The organism is Domibacillus tundrae, assembly GCF_000970675.1.
In the GTDB taxonomy this organism is placed as follows: Bacteria; Bacillota; Bacilli; order Bacillales; family Domibacillaceae; genus Domibacillus; species Domibacillus tundrae.
This window is the reverse complement of record NZ_LAJA01000008.1, coordinates 19,911-34,918: the sequence shown is the minus strand read 5'-3', so window position 1 is coordinate 34,918 and position 15,008 is coordinate 19,911. Positions and strand designations below refer to the sequence as shown.

The window sequence follows — 15,008 nt, the reverse complement described above, 5'->3', positions numbered from 1 at the left end:
TTCAAAAGAAGATCATGAAACCTTCGATATTATTCGGTATTAGCCCCGGTTTCCCGGAGTTATCCCAATCTGCAGGGCAGGTTGCCCACGTGTTACTCACCCGTCCGCCGCTGACTTGAACAGAAAAGCAAGCTTTTCAGTCAAGTCCGCTCGACTTGCATGTATTAGGCACGCCGCCAGCGTTCGTCCTGAGCCAGGATCAAACTCTCCAAAAAGTGTTTGATTGCTCAATTGTTTCTATGTAAGATGACAAGCATCTAACATGAAAGTTTCTTGCTTAAAACGTTGACGTTTTTATTGATTTTGTTCAGTTTTCAATGTTCAATTAAATGGAGCGGGTGATGGGAATCGAACCCACGACATCAGCTTGGAAGGCTGAGGTTTTACCATTAAACTACACCCGCAGATAAAGACCTGATTCATTAAAGTGAAATGGTCGGGAAGACAGGATTCGAACCTGCGACCCCTTGGTCCCAAACCAAGTGCTCTACCAAGCTGAGCTACTTCCCGCAATAATTTTATTAAAAGATAATGGTGCGCCCGAGAGGACTCGAACCTCTAACCGCTTGATTCGTAGTCAAGTACTCTATCCAATTGAGCTACGGGCGCTTATTATTGGTGCGGCCGAGAGGACTTGAACCTCCACGGGGTTGCCCCCACTAGGCCCTCAACCTAGCGCGTCTGCCATTCCGCCACGACCGCTCTTTAGCGTTCCGCGCACCAATTTTTCATTTACCAACAAGATCAAATTATACATGAATCAACTTTATGTGTCAATTCTTTTTTTGAACCTTTTTAGAAAATGATGAGCCATGAAGGATTCGAACCTTCGACCCTCTGATTAAAAGTCAGATGCTCTACCAACTGAGCTAATGGCTCGAAAATGGCTGGGCTAGCTGGATTCGAACCAGCGCGTGACGGAGTCAAAGTCCGTTGCCTTACCGCTTGGCTATAGCCCATTATTTTTTTGAAAATGGCGGTCCGGACGGGACTCGAACCCGCGACCTCCTGCGTGACAGGCAGGCATTCTAACCAACTGAACTACCGGACCATAAAAATGGCATAAAGAAGGGAAACCGGTGAAGCCGGCTTCCCGACGATGACCCCTACGGGATTCGAACCCGTGTTACCGCCGTGAAAGGGCGGTGTCTTAACCGCTTGACCAAGGGGCCAAAATAAAAGATAAATCTGGCGGAGAAGGAGGGATTTGAACCCTCGCGCCGGTTACCCGACCTACACCCTTAGCAGGGGCGCCTCTTCAGCCTCTTGAGTACTTCCCCAGATGGCTCCGCAGGCAAGACTCGAACTTGCGACCGATCGGTTAACAGCCGATTGCTCTACCACTGAGCTACTGCGGAATAATGAATGTTATTTGATCGACAATTAATATTATAAATGAATTACTTATTCACAGTCAACATCTTTTTTAATTATTTTTTCTTTGAGTTTGCTTATAAAAAAAAGCTGCTCAATTAAAATATCAATTGAGGCAGCAATTGTCAATATGATTATTCATTGATTTCTTTTAACATTCCCTTGCAGACTCCACATACGTATTTTGTCGTGTTGATCCGACGGTGTCTTTCATATCTTATCCCGCATGCTGAGCAGCTGTAACAGATGACGATTCCCCTCTTGACTGTTTGTGTTAAGCCGGGGAGCGGGCGGCAATGACGAGGGGACCCCGTTTTTTTCAGTAATGCTTTAAAATCTTGATCGCTGTGCCTGTACCCTTTTCCTTGTAAATGCAGGTGATAATGGCATAACTCATGTTTTAAAATACCGATAAGTTCTTCTTCCCCATATGCTTCAATGTATTTTTCATTCACTTCGATGTGATGAGACTGCAGCATATAGCGGCCTCCTGTTGTACGAAGCCGCTTATTTACATACACTTTGTGCAGAAAAGGCCGTTCAAAAAATCGCAGAGATAAATCTTCTGTAAGTTTTTGAATCGTTTTATCGGTGAATGTCATTTTAATTCGTCTTTAACCATCGTTAATGAAATTCTCCCTTTACCTGCTTCCACAGAATCAACCCAGACAGTGACAATATCACCAACGGATACGACATCAAATGGATTTTTCACGAAGCCTTTTTTCAGTTTTGAAATATGAACGAGCCCATCCTGCTTGACGCCTATATCTACAAATGCGCCAAAATCGGTAACGTTCCGGACGGTTCCTTCAAGCTCCATCCCTTTTTGCAAATCTTCCATTTTGAGTACATCTGTCTTCAAAAGCGGTGCCGGCATTTCATCACGCGGATCACGCCCTGGCTTTTGAAGGGAATCAATAATATCCTTCAGTGTCAGCTCGCCGATATTGAGCTCTTCAGCCATTTGTTTGACATCAATAGTTTGAAGTGATTGAGCCAGTTCTGCGGAGCCGATATTCGTTGTTTTAAATCCAAGCGACTTTAATAAAGCTCCTACTTCCTTATAATGTTCCGGGTGGATCGGTGTGCGGTCGAGCGGTTCTTCACCATCGGTAATACGAAGAAAACCGATGCACTGTTCGAACGTTTTTCCACCGAGGCGTGGAACTTTTCTAATAACAGACCGTTTTGAAAATTTCCCATTTTCTTCCCGGAACTGGACAATATTTTTCGCAACGGTTTTGTTTAAACCGGCTACATGTTCAAGAAGTGACGGCGATGCGGTATTCACATCTACACCCACCCGGTTTACTGCTGTTTCCACAACAAACGCAAGAGAACCGGATAGTTTTTTTTGAGACACATCATGCTGGTACTGACCGACACCAATGGATTGCGGGTCGATCTTCACAAGCTCCGCCAGCGGATCTTGAATACGGCGGCCGATCGACACGGCGCTTCTTTCTTCTACTTGAAGATGTGGAAATTCTTCCCGGGCGATGTCGGATGCAGAATACACACTTGCCCCCGCCTCATTCACAATGATATACGAGGTTTCTTTAGCCAGTTCCGGCAGCATCTCGACAACAAATTGTTCCGTTTCCCGTGAGGCGGTTCCATTTCCAATAACCACAATATCAGCTTCAAACTCATTAGCGATCTGTTTGAATAGCAATTTTGCTTCTTTTCGTTTTCCTTCACCGACATGTGGATACATGACTTTAATCGCCAATACTTTCCCTGTTTCATCGACGACAGCCATTTTACAGCCGGTCCGGTAAGCAGGGTCGACAGCCAACACTACTTTCCCTTTCAGCGGTGGCTGAAGCAGCAAGTTCTTTAAGTTTTCGGAGAAAATATGAATGGCCCGCTCTTCTGCTTTTTCTGTTAGCTCGTTGCGTACTTCCCGCTCTACTGACGGGCGAATAAGCCGCTTATATGCATCTCGTGCAGCGTCTAGAATAATCGGTGCCGCTGTACTTTGCTCATTTCGAATAAACTTCTTTGTCAAATAACGGATCACCCGCTCTTCGTCAAACACGACAGCCACTTTCAAAACGCCTTCGCTTTCTCCACGGTTGACTGCCAGCGTACGGTGAGGCGCAATTTTGTTCACAGGCTCTTCATAATCGTAATACATTTTAAAGACTTCTTTTTCATCATCGCCTTTTAAGTCTGTTTTTATTTTCCCGTATTTCGTCATATCCAGACGAATACGCTGGCGGACTGCAGCATCATCAGCAATCGTTTCAGCAATAATGTCTGACGCACCCTGGATGGCTTCTTCCAAGTTTGTTACTTGGTCATTCATATAGCGGCGCGATTCTTGCTCAATATCCGCTGATTTTGGACATAACAACAGCCATTTTGCCAATGGTTCAAGCCCTTTTTCTTTTGCCACCGACGCTTTTGTCCGCTTTTTTTGTTTAAATGGGCGATACAAATCTTCTACAGCCTGCAGCGTTGCCGCTGCTTTAATGGCTGAGTCCAGCTCAGATGTCATTTTTTCCTGGTCAGTAATCGAACGGATGACTTCTTCTTTGCGCTGCTCCACGTTTTTCCGATATGTATACCGCTCTAAAATTGCGCGAATTTCAACTTCATCCAAGGAGCCGGTCATTTCTTTCCGATACCTGGCGATAAATGGGATTGTGTTCCCTTCTTCTGTCAATTGAAGAACGGCCTGTACTTGTTTTACGTTAATATTTGTATCCGCTGCCGTTGCTTTGATCATTTGTTCATCCATGTGCATGCCTCCGCTTCTTTCTTTCGAATACATATATTGTAACAAAAAAAGAAAAAACCCGCTGATTCACAGCAAGTTTCCGACCAAAAATGTTGCATCATCATTTGATTTTAAAGCAACTGTGTCTAACTCAGCTGCAATCTGTTCCGGGTTCCGGTAGCGCATAAGCTCTTTTGTGTTGAGCAGGTTGATTCCATCCGAGTGAACAAGAAATTTGCTTCCTGACTCATACGTAAAGCGCTCCATTCTATAGCGCTGCGGCCGTCCGGATAAATAGCCTGTGACGGGTAATGGATAGGTAAGCTTTCCATCTGGTCCATACAAATAAAAGCGGATGTTGCCGACGCATGTATATTCAAACTTGCGTGTTTCAAAATCAATTTTGAACAGTGTGACGGCTGCTCCCCGCTTTTGAAACATCGCTTTGTTAATTAAATCCATCATTCCTTCAACCGTTTCCGCCCGCCACTCCTGCTCGACAATTTCTGCCGCTGCATGTGATGATTCATAAGCGTAACGGCCGCTTCCGAGGCCATCAGCAAGTAAACAAACGAATGAATTTTCGTCCTGTGCGAAATAGTATGTATCTCCACAAAAAGAATTTCCATCTTTTGAATGCGTGCCTGCGATTAGTTCTAACTGCGCATTCTTTGCCTTTTCCATTAAGAAAAGTGCTCCGTTGAGTACGCCTCTGCGTGAATCGCTTCTTTCAATTTTTTAATTGCTCTTCTTTGCAGCCTTGAGACATGCATTTGCGAAATGCCAAGCTTGTCTCCTGCCTCTTTTTGACTTAAATTTTCAAGATACGTAAATTGAATAATTTGTTTTTCACGGTCAGATAAAACATGCAGCACTTTTTCAAGCACGAGACGCTGGTCGACGCGTTCATATCCTTCTTCCCGATTGCCGACAATATCTAAAAGTGTCACGGTGCTTCCGTCTGAATCTGCTTCAATTGAATGGTCCACAGACAATGCTTGATAGCTTTTGCCCATTTCCATCGCTTCGAGCACTTCTTCTTCGGAAATATCGAGATATTGAGCGATTTCATTTACACGTGGCGACCGCTGGAGCGATGTTGTTAATTCTTCATTCGCTGATTTAATTTTCGGCCCGAGTTCTTTAATACGCCTTGGCACATGCACACTCCACGTTTTATCCCGGAGAAACCGTTTGATCTCCCCGACAATGGTTGGAATCGCAAAAGCTTCGAAGCTTTTACCGAAGGAATCATCGTACCGGCGAATCGCACCTAAAAGTCCCATCATGCCTACTTGCACAATGTCTTCGTGATGAGAACGCCCTTTGGAGTACTTGCGGGCAATCGATTCAACTAACCCATGATAGTGTTTAACGAGCCTGTCCTGCGCGTCCCGATCACCGCTTTCCTGAAAGGCTTTAATCCATTCGATCGCTTGAAGCTTTCCCTCCTGATTAGGTCGAGATGGTTTCTGCATCCCTCTCCACCTGCTCTCCTTCGAGATACTTTGTCATAAACAGAGTGATCCCTTCATTCTGATGCACTTTTACTTCGTCCATAAGCGTTTCAATCAAATAAAGGCCCAGCCCTCCTTCACGAAGGAATTCAACCGAATTTTCTTTGTAGGGACCTAGTGCCTCTTTCGTTTCTTGAAAGTCAAAACTATTCCCGTTATCTGATACAACGACCTCAAGATGATCCTCATGAAGGCTGAAGCCGATCAGCACTTCTCCATCTTCTCCTTTATAGGCATGCTGAACTGCATTTGTGATCGCTTCACTCGTTGCGATTTTCAAGTCTTCAATCGTATCATAAGAAAAACCCATTCGGCTTGCAATGCCGGATAATGTCAGCCGTGTAATACCAACAAATTCAGGTTTGGCCGGGATTTTCATTTCGATGTAATCAGCATATTTCATTCTTACACGCCACCTTCTGATCCAGAGTTAATGTTCATGATGTCTGCGAGGCCCGTAATATCAAAGAGACGTTTTAAACGATCAGATAATCCGACCAGTTTCAGTGTACCGTTATTTGCATTTAAGCTTTTAAAAAGCCCGACGAAAACGCCGAGACCTGTGCTATCCATATATGACACACCAGACAGATCGATTACAATGTCAGCCCCTTGTTTCTCAGTGTAGGGAAACGCCGTTTCACGCAATTTAGGCGCTGTATAGGCATCAATTTCACCAGCAAGCTTGATCGTCGTCTGTTGTTCCTGTTCTTGTACGTCAATCGAAATGTTCATTCAATTTAAACCACCTTTAACATATTAATCGCTTCATAAATCCAATATCCTACTTCTACCCGCCATCTATAACGGTTAAACCCGGTTAAGAGGTTCTTTTTAAAATAATAAGGGTAAAATCATCACGCAGCTGGAAGTCCTGTAAATATTCCAGCTCCTTGTACACTTTATCCGCAATATCTTGGGCGCCAAGATGTATGTATTTCTTAATGTACCCAATGAGCGTATCTACTTCCAAAAAGCCCTCTTCTGTCCGGCATTCTGTTACACCATCTGACATAAGCAAAATAACGTCGCCCACTTCTACTTTCCGTTCATATTCTCTATACTTTGCTTTTTTATCTACGCCAAGCAGCAGCCCTTTTGCCTGCATTTCATCAAAAACGCCTGTTTCAGCATGATAAAAAAAGCCTGGTTCATGGCCAGCTGATGAATAAAAAAACATATGCGTTTCTGGATTGTAAAGCCCGCTGAACATCGTAATAAACATTGTCGGATCAACGTTTTGTTCAACAACGCGATTTAAGCGTTCCAATACGTCGCCTGGTGCCTGGCTATCGTCAGGCATACTATCCATTGAGTATTTAATCATCGACATGCAAAGAGCAGCCGGGATTCCTTTGCCGATGATATCTGCAATGGCAACGCTGATGGCTCCATTTTCATGCGACACGAAGTGATAATAATCACCACTCATCTGCTTAGCCGGCACACTGATTGCTCCAATATCCATCGAAGGAATACGAGGAATCTGTGTGCCGAGAAGTGTCTGCTGCATGCTGGCAGCCACTTCAATTTCATTAATAAGCTCGCGCTGGATCATCCGCAGGCTTTGATGTTCGCGGTATGCAAGACCATAACTCATCATCACTTCGAGCAAAATATCCAGCGACAAAAGAAGCGATTCCGGCAGCTCTGGTTCAAGCTCCATAATCGATGTTTTATGCAGGCTGATCATTTCTTCCGGCGATATTTTGAACTCGATTGACTTGCGGCTGAATTTCTGGCTCATGTATAGAGACTGTTCAGTTTGATCATTAATATACGTTTTTAATATTTCTTTATACTCATCGAGCATCGTGTCTCTGAAATTCATTCTTCTCCTCCTACCGGAGCCACTTCACCGACTTAATAAGGGTTCCTTCGCCTGGTGTGGATTCAATCGAAAATTCATCCATCAGCCTTTTGACGCCGGGAAGCCCTGCTCCAAGTCCACCAGAAGTTGAAAAACCATCTTCCATAACTTTTCGAAGATCCGGAATGCCCGGTCCCTCATCACAGGAAATAATAGTCAATCCTTTTTTTGCTCCATTCTCTACTTTTTCTATCGTAATTTCTCCCTGACCCGCGTACAAATAAATATTACGGGCTAGTTCGCTGATCGCAGTCGTGATACGCGCTTGGTCCACTGTTCCAAATCCAAGCTCTTTCGCCACATTTCGGCCAAGCTGTCTCGCCGCTACGATGTCCCATTCATTTATAATTTTCACACTAGAGTCCATCTTGTCAGTCCCCCAGTTCCCGTTGAAGTTTCTCCAAACCTTTTTCAAGATCCAGTGCGGTCATCACTTCCTCCAAACGGATACCAAGTTCAATCAATGTAATCGCGACAGCAGGCTGAATACCGGTAATCACCACTTTAGCCCCCATCAACTTGGACATGCTGATTACATCGCCTAATACTTTTGCAATGAAGGAATCGATGAAATCAATGGACGTAAAATCAATGACAACTCCTCTTGCGCTTGTTTCGTGAATTTTATGAAGAAGGTCTTCTTGAAATTGCAGCGCCGTTTGGTCATCAAGCTCCCATTGAATTGAAATAAGCAAACAATCATGCAGTTTTAAAATCGGAATTCGCATATTCATTCTTGTACCCCCACAATTTGTCTTGACGTCGCCGCAAGTGCTTGTTCTACGCCTTTTTTCATCGTACTTGTTGTCGTTACATCTTCAAGGTTAATGCCTAGGTTCACAATCGTTTGAGCAATTTCAGGACGAATACCGACAATCGTACATTTCGCGCCGACAAGACGAACCGCTTCTGCCGCCTGAATAATATGATGGGCGACCATTGTGTCGACAACCGGAACACCCGTGATATCGATCAATACAACCTCCGCCCGGTGGCTCACAACACCTTCAAGTAAGTTTTCCATAATTTGCCTTGCCCGTTCTGTATCAATCGTACCGACAAGAGGCATAACAGAAATTTTATCAAAAACAGGAATAAGCGGTGCAGATAATTCCTGAAGAGCGATTTTTTGAAGAGAAACAGTTCGTTCCCATGAAGTCGTATAAGCTTCTGTAATCGTTTTATACATTGGAAATACCCAGTTATTAATTTCTGCCGTAAAATCAATGTAGCTGTGCTGGTCGATTGCACCCGAACGCTGCATACCTTGCTCAACAATTTGTCCAAAGACGCGAAGTCCCTCCGTAATCATCGCCAGCGGCCAGCCAAGACGGACAATCTTCTCTGAAAAATCGACAGCACGCTTTTGGAATTTTTCTTCCGAATCTGAAAAGTTCGACATGACAAGCTGGATAAACTCTGAGCTTGTTTTTGTAAACATCTGGTCAGACATGGCCTGAAAAGCACGCTCATCCGCTTCCGTGCGCATTAATTCAATCCATTCAATTAATATTTCATCGCTATGAGACTGTACATATTGAAAAATTTTTTTGCGCATTCAATTCTCTCCAATCATCATCCCGCTCCACATCTGCGGTTTTCGTCAAAAACATTCATTATTTTCATTATAAAGGTTATTCGGGTAATAAAAAAGCCGTATCACCTGCCGGCCGTGAAAAATTACGGTTTAAAAGAAAAGGCACCTGCCGTTTACACGGAGGTGCCTTCATTAAAATTGTATAAGGCCTAAACTAATTTGCAAAGCCTCGTCTACTTTCTCCATCATTCCTTCGTCGAGCTGCGTTATCTTATCTGTCAGCCGCTGCTTGTCGATTGTTCGGATCTGTTCAAGCAAAATGACGGAGTCTCTTTCAAACCCATACCGCTCTGCATTAATTTCCACATGCGTCGGCAGTTTGGCTTTTTGGATCTGAGCTGTAATGGCTGCGACGATAATAGTGGGACTGAACCGATTCCCGATGTCGTTTTGAACGACAAGAACAGGCCGGACGCCGCCTTGTTCGGAGCCGACAACAGGGGACAGGTCTGCAAAATATACGTCACCACGTTTTACGATCACACGGTTTATCCTCCACTTACTAAACGTTCGACTGTGTTTCCTGCCTCAAATTCAGCTTGCATCGCTTCTGATGCAATGGCAAGGTTAATCTTAGCCATTTCCATGTAGCCCCGTCGCATTGATTCTTGAATATGGCGCTTTTTCCGCTCGCGCAAATACATTTTCGTTGCGCGGTAAATGAATTCACTGCGGCTGATTTCTTCCTGCTCCGCAAAACAGTCGAGTTCATTCACAAACTGCTTTGGCAAGTTTACTAACACATCTGTCATCGTACCGGATTCAGACAAGAACTACACCTCCACCAATCACTGCACACATCTCTTTGTTTATTACTGTCTTACTTATCATACCATTCACTCGAATTGTTTGGAAGAGCATTTTTAAAAAATGTTATACAATAGGACATTTGGTCCTGATAGCCTTTATAACAGTGAATTGACAATAGAAACTATTTTTCCCTCTTGGATATACACTCTTGGTACGCGTGACGTGATCACACATGGAATTTCGTAATTAATGGTTTCTCTTTTTTTTGCAATTTCCTCCATTGTAATTTCTTGATTTTGCTGCCGTCCAATGAGTGTTGCCAATGTGCCCGGTTTATATTCTTTTGGAAGACGGACCATACATTGATCCATGCATATTCGCCCAACAATCGGTACCCGTCTGCCGTCAATTAATACGTCCTGTCCGCCGAGTTTGCGAATCCATCCGTCCGCATACCCTATCGGAAGCGTGCCAATCCATTCGTGTCCTGACGCTTCATATGTTGCGCCATAGCTCACTTTTTCACCAGGCTCAAGTTTTTTCACCTGTACCAGCTTCGACTTCAGTGAAAATGCCGGCTTCAACCCAAACGGCAATAGCGATGCAATATCAGTCGACGGCGTTAAGCCGTACATGGAAATACCAAGACGGACTGCGTTACAGCCTGATCCTTTAAAGCGAAGTGTTGCCGCACTATTTGAGCAGTGAATAAATGGCGGCTTTACTAAAAGCGAATCGATCAGCTGTCGAAATTGCGCCAGCTGTTTTTCCATGTAACCCGTTTCCCGTTCGTCTGCCGTGGCAAAATGAGTGAAGATTCCTTCAAAAACAAATGCCGCTGATTGATCAATCTGGCGAACGACATACTGGAGCTCTTCTTTCGTTTTAAGACCGATGCGGCCCATTCCCGTATCGCATTTTATATGTATATTCAGCAGCTGACCTTCCTTTACACACGCCTTTGTCAGCCAGTCTTCATCGTGAACGGTGACGGAAATCTGCTTCGTCGCTGCCAAGTGGGCATCTTCCGGGCGGATCGCCCCTAAAACGAGAATAGGGGCATCGATGCCTGATGCTCTCAGTTTTATTGCTTCATCTAAAAAAGCAACTGCTAATCCTTTTGCTCCTGACTTAAGCGCCGCTCGGGCAACCTGCAAATCCCCATGCCCATATGCATTCGCTTTCACAACCGCAAATAAAAACACGGACGGATCAAGCTGTTCCATTGTTTTTTCGACGTTCCATTTTATTGCATCAAGATTAATTTCCGCCCATGTGTCGCGGTAAAACTTCATCGATGTCACTTCCTAATTTTTTTATCGTCGTAACTTAGCCCGCACGATGCGGGTCATAAAGGCGTTGCCGCAGGACGCTGCGTTCTTAGCCTTTGATCTTATTGTAAACAAAAAAAAAGCAGCGGTAAACTGTAGCCGCTGCACTTTATTTAATCGCTTCCGGAGTCATAGATGCCGCTATTTGTTCCATCTCACCTTGCGTCAACTGATCAGATGCCAACATAAATTCTACGCCGTTATACATCCAATGGAGCGAGCCATCTGCCGCTTCTCCGGCCGCAAACCCCATGTCTGATAAGTCCCCTGATGCCTGAACAATTCCTTCTTCACTGGACGAGGCAGGCTGCTCAATGACTGTGAACGGCTTATCGCCCTCATACGTCAGTACAATCCGGTTGTCTATACGGGATTCATCCGCCAATTCAGCCCCACCGGCGGCTGTTGGATAATGAACTGTGAACTCTGAAGGTGCCCCACCTGCTGTTTCTTTAGCAGCGGCTTTTTTTTCGCTGAAATCATCTTTTGCGAACGTCGGATTCAAATCCATCTTTTTGAAAACGACGGAAATAACGACTTTTTTCTGCTTATCCATCACTTTGACATAAGCGGGTGTTAACTCTTTTTTATGAAATGATATTTGCTGACGAGGAAGCATTTGACTGTTCGTATATCTTGTTTTCACTTCAAACACATAATACTTGTCCGTTTCTTTAAATACCGCTTCACCATCCGCTTGAATATCAGCGGCAAGTGATTCAAACAAATACGACTGGCTGCTGTTTTCCGGCCAGTTGTTTTCATACTTAAAGCTTTTGCCAAGCGAGGGTGTCATCACATAAATCCCAGATTTGTTTTTGACAATCGTCTGGCTGTGCTTATTTGTCACAGATGAAAGGTGGACGCGGTAATTCGTGTGGCGCTGATTCCAAATGTCCACATTATAACTTTGCTTTTCTTTTCCTGCCTGCACTTCCAAGATGGCTTTTGCTTTATAGCCGGCGGCGTTTTTCGCTTTTTCTGAAATATCATCGATAATTTCTTCTTTCGACGGCGTCCCGCACGCAGACAATAAAAACACAACTAACAGCAATCCGAACCATTTTTTCATGTCCGAACCCCCTCCTCATAAGCACTATATGAGGAGGCCTGTACAATTATGATTCAATGACAACAACCGCCGCTGCATAGTCCCGGCTGTGGGTAATCGTAACATGCACACCTTCTGAATAGGGCCGGATCAAAATAGGTTTCCCTTTTCCATCAGAGCTTACTTCAATATCTTGAAAAGACAAGTTCTCACCGATACCTGTCCCTTCTGCTTTTGAAAAAGCTTCTTTAACCGCGAATCTCCCTGCTGCGTATTCCCAGCGGCGTGTGCCGGTTTTTTCATGAAAAAGGCGCATTTCTTCAGACGTCAGCACCCGCTCTAAAAATTTCGGCTGCCGTTCAATCAGTTTTTGAATTCGGTCGATTTCTACAATGTCCATGCCAATGCCTTTAATCATGTCGGTCGTCCTTTCTAAAAAAAGCCGTTCCGGAAATCCGGAACGGCTTTTTTTGTTTAATTAATTAGATGAGTATTTACGACGTCCGCCGTTTGACCCGTTTGATCCGCCTTTGCGGTCACGGTTGCCATAAGAAGAGCGTCCGCCGCCCTGACGTCCGCTGCCGCTTGGCTTGCGAGAGCCGCCGCCTGAGCTTTTGCTGCGGAATTTATCGCGTCGCTGTGGAAGAGACGCTTCATTTGTAATATGAACAGGAGTGCGATCCGGCTCTTTTGTGATCAGCTTCAATGCTGCTGCCACAAGATCTTCCGGATTGTATTGATCCAGCATATCTTTTGCAAATGCACGATATTCCGCCCATTCGTTTTTCGCAATCGCTTCTGCAAGATCTGTTACAGCCGCTTGCTGTAAACCACTGAGTGCATCATCCCATGATGGAGCTTCCGTTGGTTTCATGCTTTTTTTCGTTGTACGTTCCACTTCACGAAGATAGCTCATTTCGCGTGGATCAACCAGCGTAATGGCCATACCTTCTTTACCGGCACGACCTGTACGGCCGATACGGTGAACATAGCTTTCTGGATCTTGCGGAATGTCATAGTTATAAACATGTGTAACGCCAGAAATATCAAGACCGCGCGCTGCTACGTCTGTTGCCACTAACACATCAATTTTCCCTGATTTAAAACGGTTTAAAACGGTTAAACGCTTTGCTTGAGTTAAATCACCATGAATACCTTCTGCCTGATAGCCACGCAGACTAAGCGCATTGGCCAATTCATCAACACGGCGCTTTGTCCGGCCAAAGATAATGGCAAGCTCAGGTGAATGAGAATCCATAAGACGTGCAAGCGTATCAAATTTTTCACGTTGTGGTACTTTTACGTAATATTGATCAATATTTGAAACCGTCATTTCTTTTGTTTTCACACGGATTACTTCTGGATCTTTCATGAAACGTTCCGCAATCGCACGGATTGGACCCGGCATTGTTGCCGAGAACAGAAGCGTTTGACGCTCTGGCGGCACATTTGAAAGAATGGATTCGATGTCTTGAATGAAGCCCATGTTCAACATTTCATCCGCTTCATCAAGAACGAGCGTTTGGATATTTTCAAGTTTCAATGTACGGCGGTTAATATGGTCTAGAATACGTCCCGGTGTTCCAACAATAATATGCGGGCGTTGTTTCAACGCGCGAATTTGGCGTTGAATGTCCTGTCCGCCATAAACAGCCAGCACGCGGGCACGTTTGCCACTGCCAATTTTGTAAAGTTCTTCTGAAACCTGGATTGCAAGCTCACGTGTCGGTGCAATAATCAGCCCTTGAATAGCTTCATTTTTCGTGTCGATTTTTTCCACCATCGGAATACCAAATGCAGTCGTTTTACCCGTTCCTGTTTGTGCCTGTCCGATGATGTCTTTTCCTGCTAAGCCTAAAGGAATCGTTTCAGACTGAATTGGCGTCGCCTCTTCAAACCCCATTTTGTCGATTGCTTTGAGCGTTTCTTCACTTAAATTTAAATCTTTAAATTTTGTCAATAGTTTCTTCTCCTTCTATGTTAAACTAGCCATCCGCACAAAAAAATACCCTTCTACATTCATGCGAAGAGCAACATGTCTTTTTTATCTTATCATTTCACGTCCGAATTTTCAATGCGCATTTGTATAACTTTACGTTATTCGGAAAGAAAAGTAAAGACATTCTTGAAAAGCTCTTCTGTGTTCCCTGTATGGCAAATTAAATGCTTCGCTTCCGGTGAATAATATAAGTGGCGTTCCGCTGATGAAAGACGCCGGTAAATGTATGATGCGCTTTTTACTGGAACGATGCCGTCTGCTGTTCCCTGAGCGATAAACACGGGTACATTTATTTTTTTTAATGCGGGTCGGGCAAGCCCAACCACTTTTTGAAATTGCCTTGCTGCGCCAGGCGGGGTCATCAACAGTTTTTCCCGGTACCTTAAAAACAATTCGTTTTCATGCAGCTTTTTCTCACGTAAATCCTGCATCATTACTTTTACATCTTCTTTTACCTGAACGGGATTAATGTACTTGGCTGCTGCACTCAGCATGACAAGTTTTCGAACTGGATGGCGGGCTGTTAAATAAGCAGCAATGAGTCCGCCCATTGAAAACCCGATAATATAAACCGTTTCACATTCATCAAGCAGTTGAAGTAGAGCCGCCTCTGCACAGTCGAGCCATTCCGTACAGACCACTTTTTTCAATGACAGCGTTTCGCCATGCCCAGGCAAAACGGGCACGGCGATTTTCCAGTCCGTATGGTCACGTAAATAATCTGCAAGCGGCTGCACTTCATACGGTGAACCCGTGAAGCCATGAATGCAAAGGCACCCGATCATGATTAT

Annotated in this window: 17 protein-coding genes, 10 tRNA genes and 1 rRNA gene; all 28 read right to left on the bottom strand. The window is 44.4% G+C overall.

All coding sequences use genetic code 11. From position 1 onward, the window contains the following. A 16S ribosomal RNA gene (locus VQ00_RS09930) occupies window positions 1-215 on the bottom strand; the annotation flags it as partial. A gap of 115 nt (window positions 216-330) precedes the next feature. Beyond that, window positions 331-404 (bottom strand) — tRNA-Gly (locus tag VQ00_RS09925). Between the two features lie 29 nt (window positions 405-433). Next, window positions 434-510, bottom strand: a tRNA-Pro gene (locus tag VQ00_RS09920). A 22-nt stretch (window positions 511-532) separates the two neighbouring features. Then, window positions 533-609: transfer RNA gene (locus VQ00_RS09915), tRNA-Arg, on the bottom strand. A 7-nt stretch (window positions 610-616) separates the two neighbouring features. Next, window positions 617-702: transfer RNA gene (locus VQ00_RS09910), tRNA-Leu, on the bottom strand. A gap of 104 nt (window positions 703-806) precedes the next feature. Then, window positions 807-879, bottom strand: a tRNA-Lys gene (locus VQ00_RS09905). Between the two features lie 5 nt (window positions 880-884). Further along, window positions 885-959, bottom strand: a tRNA-Gln gene (locus VQ00_RS09900). Between the two features lie 15 nt (window positions 960-974). After that, window positions 975-1,051 (bottom strand) — tRNA-Asp (locus tag VQ00_RS09895). A gap of 49 nt (window positions 1,052-1,100) precedes the next feature. Then, window positions 1,101-1,172: transfer RNA gene (locus VQ00_RS09890), tRNA-Glu, on the bottom strand. Between the two features lie 17 nt (window positions 1,173-1,189). Beyond that, window positions 1,190-1,280, bottom strand: a tRNA-Ser gene (locus VQ00_RS09885). 3 nt (window positions 1,281-1,283) lie between these two features. After that, a tRNA-Asn gene (locus VQ00_RS09880) sits at window positions 1,284-1,358 on the bottom strand. Between the two features lie 150 nt (window positions 1,359-1,508). After that, window positions 1,509-1,976: a SprT family protein gene (locus VQ00_RS09875; RefSeq protein ID WP_046179990.1), complete on the bottom strand. Its 468-nt coding sequence runs from the start codon at window positions 1,974-1,976 to the stop codon at window positions 1,509-1,511. Continuing rightward, window positions 1,973-4,129 (bottom strand): Tex family protein, encoded by a 2,157-nt coding sequence (locus VQ00_RS09870; RefSeq protein ID WP_046179997.1) that lies wholly within the window; start codon window positions 4,127-4,129, stop codon window positions 1,973-1,975. Before VQ00_RS09870 ends, VQ00_RS09875 begins: the two co-directional genes overlap by 4 nt. 60 nt (window positions 4,130-4,189) lie before the next feature. Further along, complete coding sequence (locus tag VQ00_RS09865; protein ID WP_046179989.1) at window positions 4,190-4,786, bottom strand: PP2C family serine/threonine-protein phosphatase; 597 nt, start codon at window positions 4,784-4,786, stop codon at window positions 4,190-4,192. Beyond that, window positions 4,786-5,580, bottom strand: a complete 795-nt coding sequence (sigB, locus tag VQ00_RS09860) for an RNA polymerase sigma factor SigB (protein ID WP_046179988.1) — start codon at window positions 5,578-5,580, stop codon at window positions 4,786-4,788. Before sigB ends, VQ00_RS09865 begins: the two co-directional genes overlap by 1 nt. Continuing rightward, complete coding sequence (rsbW, locus tag VQ00_RS09855) at window positions 5,558-6,022, bottom strand: anti-sigma B factor RsbW (protein WP_046179987.1); 465 nt, start codon at window positions 6,020-6,022, stop codon at window positions 5,558-5,560. The genes sigB and rsbW overlap by 23 nt, the downstream gene beginning before the upstream one ends. A 2-nt stretch (window positions 6,023-6,024) precedes the next feature. Then, window positions 6,025-6,354, bottom strand: coding sequence for an anti-sigma factor antagonist (locus VQ00_RS09850; RefSeq protein WP_046179986.1), 330 nt, complete (start codon window positions 6,352-6,354; stop codon window positions 6,025-6,027). A gap of 85 nt (window positions 6,355-6,439) precedes the next feature. After that, the gene (locus VQ00_RS09845; protein WP_046179985.1) at window positions 6,440-7,450 is read right to left on the bottom strand and encodes a SpoIIE family protein phosphatase; all 1,011 of its coding nucleotides are present in this window, start codon (window positions 7,448-7,450) and stop codon (window positions 6,440-6,442) included. A gap of 10 nt (window positions 7,451-7,460) precedes the next feature. After that, the gene (locus VQ00_RS09840) at window positions 7,461-7,856 is read right to left on the bottom strand and encodes an anti-sigma regulatory factor (protein ID WP_046179984.1); all 396 of its coding nucleotides are present in this window, start codon (window positions 7,854-7,856) and stop codon (window positions 7,461-7,463) included. A 4-nt stretch (window positions 7,857-7,860) separates the two neighbouring features. Next, a complete protein-coding gene (locus VQ00_RS09835) occupies window positions 7,861-8,223 on the bottom strand; it encodes an STAS domain-containing protein (RefSeq protein WP_172645569.1) in 363 nt (120 codons plus the stop codon). Then, the gene (locus tag VQ00_RS09830) at window positions 8,220-9,047 is read right to left on the bottom strand and encodes an STAS domain-containing protein (protein WP_046179983.1); all 828 of its coding nucleotides are present in this window, start codon (window positions 9,045-9,047) and stop codon (window positions 8,220-8,222) included. Before VQ00_RS09830 ends, VQ00_RS09835 begins: the two co-directional genes overlap by 4 nt. Window positions 9,048-9,218: 171 nt before the next feature. Then, window positions 9,219-9,569, bottom strand: a complete 351-nt coding sequence (locus VQ00_RS09825; RefSeq protein WP_046179982.1) for a type II toxin-antitoxin system PemK/MazF family toxin — start codon at window positions 9,567-9,569, stop codon at window positions 9,219-9,221. Between the two features lie 5 nt (window positions 9,570-9,574). Beyond that, window positions 9,575-9,856 carry a CopG family ribbon-helix-helix protein gene (locus VQ00_RS09820; protein ID WP_046179981.1) on the bottom strand — a complete coding sequence of 94 codons (282 nt, stop codon included), beginning with the start codon at window positions 9,854-9,856 and terminating at the stop codon, window positions 9,575-9,577. A 135-nt stretch (window positions 9,857-9,991) separates the two neighbouring features. After that, window positions 9,992-11,131, bottom strand: coding sequence for an alanine racemase (gene alr, locus VQ00_RS09815; protein ID WP_046179980.1), 1,140 nt, complete (start codon window positions 11,129-11,131; stop codon window positions 9,992-9,994). Between the two features lie 145 nt (window positions 11,132-11,276). After that, window positions 11,277-12,239, bottom strand: coding sequence for a LolA family protein (locus VQ00_RS09810; RefSeq protein WP_046179979.1), 963 nt, complete (start codon window positions 12,237-12,239; stop codon window positions 11,277-11,279). A gap of 46 nt (window positions 12,240-12,285) precedes the next feature. Then, a complete protein-coding gene (acpS, locus tag VQ00_RS09805; protein WP_046179978.1) occupies window positions 12,286-12,636 on the bottom strand; it encodes a holo-ACP synthase in 351 nt (116 codons plus the stop codon). Window positions 12,637-12,696: 60 nt separating this feature from the next. Beyond that, window positions 12,697-14,178 (bottom strand): degradosome RNA helicase CshA, encoded by a 1,482-nt coding sequence (cshA, locus tag VQ00_RS09800; RefSeq protein WP_046179977.1) that lies wholly within the window; start codon window positions 14,176-14,178, stop codon window positions 12,697-12,699. A gap of 137 nt (window positions 14,179-14,315) precedes the next feature. Further along, window positions 14,316-15,002 (bottom strand): alpha/beta hydrolase, encoded by a 687-nt coding sequence (locus VQ00_RS09795; protein WP_046179976.1) that lies wholly within the window; start codon window positions 15,000-15,002, stop codon window positions 14,316-14,318. Between the last annotated feature and the right edge of the window lie 6 nt (window positions 15,003-15,008).

Bases quoted from the DNA above. Each gene is read 5' to 3' on its own strand.
- VQ00_RS09875 (WP_046179990.1), bottom strand. From the start codon at position 1,976: ATGACATTCACCGATAAAACGATTCAAAAACTTACAGAAGATTTATCT.
- VQ00_RS09870 (WP_046179997.1), bottom strand. From the start codon at position 4,129: ATGCACATGGATGAACAAATGATCAAAGCAACGGCAGCGGATACAAAT.
- VQ00_RS09865 (WP_046179989.1), bottom strand. From the start codon at position 4,786: ATGGAAAAGGCAAAGAATGCGCAGTTAGAACTAATCGCAGGCACGCAT.
- sigB (WP_046179988.1), bottom strand. From the start codon at position 5,580: ATGCAGAAACCATCTCGACCTAATCAGGAGGGAAAGCTTCAAGCGATC.
- rsbW (WP_046179987.1), bottom strand. From the start codon at position 6,022: ATGAAATATGCTGATTACATCGAAATGAAAATCCCGGCCAAACCTGAA.
- VQ00_RS09850 (WP_046179986.1), bottom strand. From the start codon at position 6,354: ATGAACATTTCGATTGACGTACAAGAACAGGAACAACAGACGACGATC.
- VQ00_RS09845 (WP_046179985.1), bottom strand. From the start codon at position 7,450: ATGAATTTCAGAGACACGATGCTCGATGAGTATAAAGAAATATTAAAA.
- VQ00_RS09840 (WP_046179984.1), bottom strand. From the start codon at position 7,856: ATGGACTCTAGTGTGAAAATTATAAATGAATGGGACATCGTAGCGGCG.
- VQ00_RS09835 (WP_172645569.1), bottom strand. From the start codon at position 8,223: ATGAATATGCGAATTCCGATTTTAAAACTGCATGATTGTTTGCTTATT.
- VQ00_RS09830 (WP_046179983.1), bottom strand. From the start codon at position 9,047: ATGCGCAAAAAAATTTTTCAATATGTACAGTCTCATAGCGATGAAATA.
- alr (WP_046179980.1), bottom strand. From the start codon at position 11,131: ATGAAGTTTTACCGCGACACATGGGCGGAAATTAATCTTGATGCAATA.
- VQ00_RS09810 (WP_046179979.1), bottom strand. From the start codon at position 12,239: ATGAAAAAATGGTTCGGATTGCTGTTAGTTGTGTTTTTATTGTCTGCG.
- acpS (WP_046179978.1), bottom strand. From the start codon at position 12,636: ATGATTAAAGGCATTGGCATGGACATTGTAGAAATCGACCGAATTCAA.
- VQ00_RS09795 (WP_046179976.1), bottom strand. From the start codon at position 15,002: ATGATCGGGTGCCTTTGCATTCATGGCTTCACGGGTTCACCGTATGAA.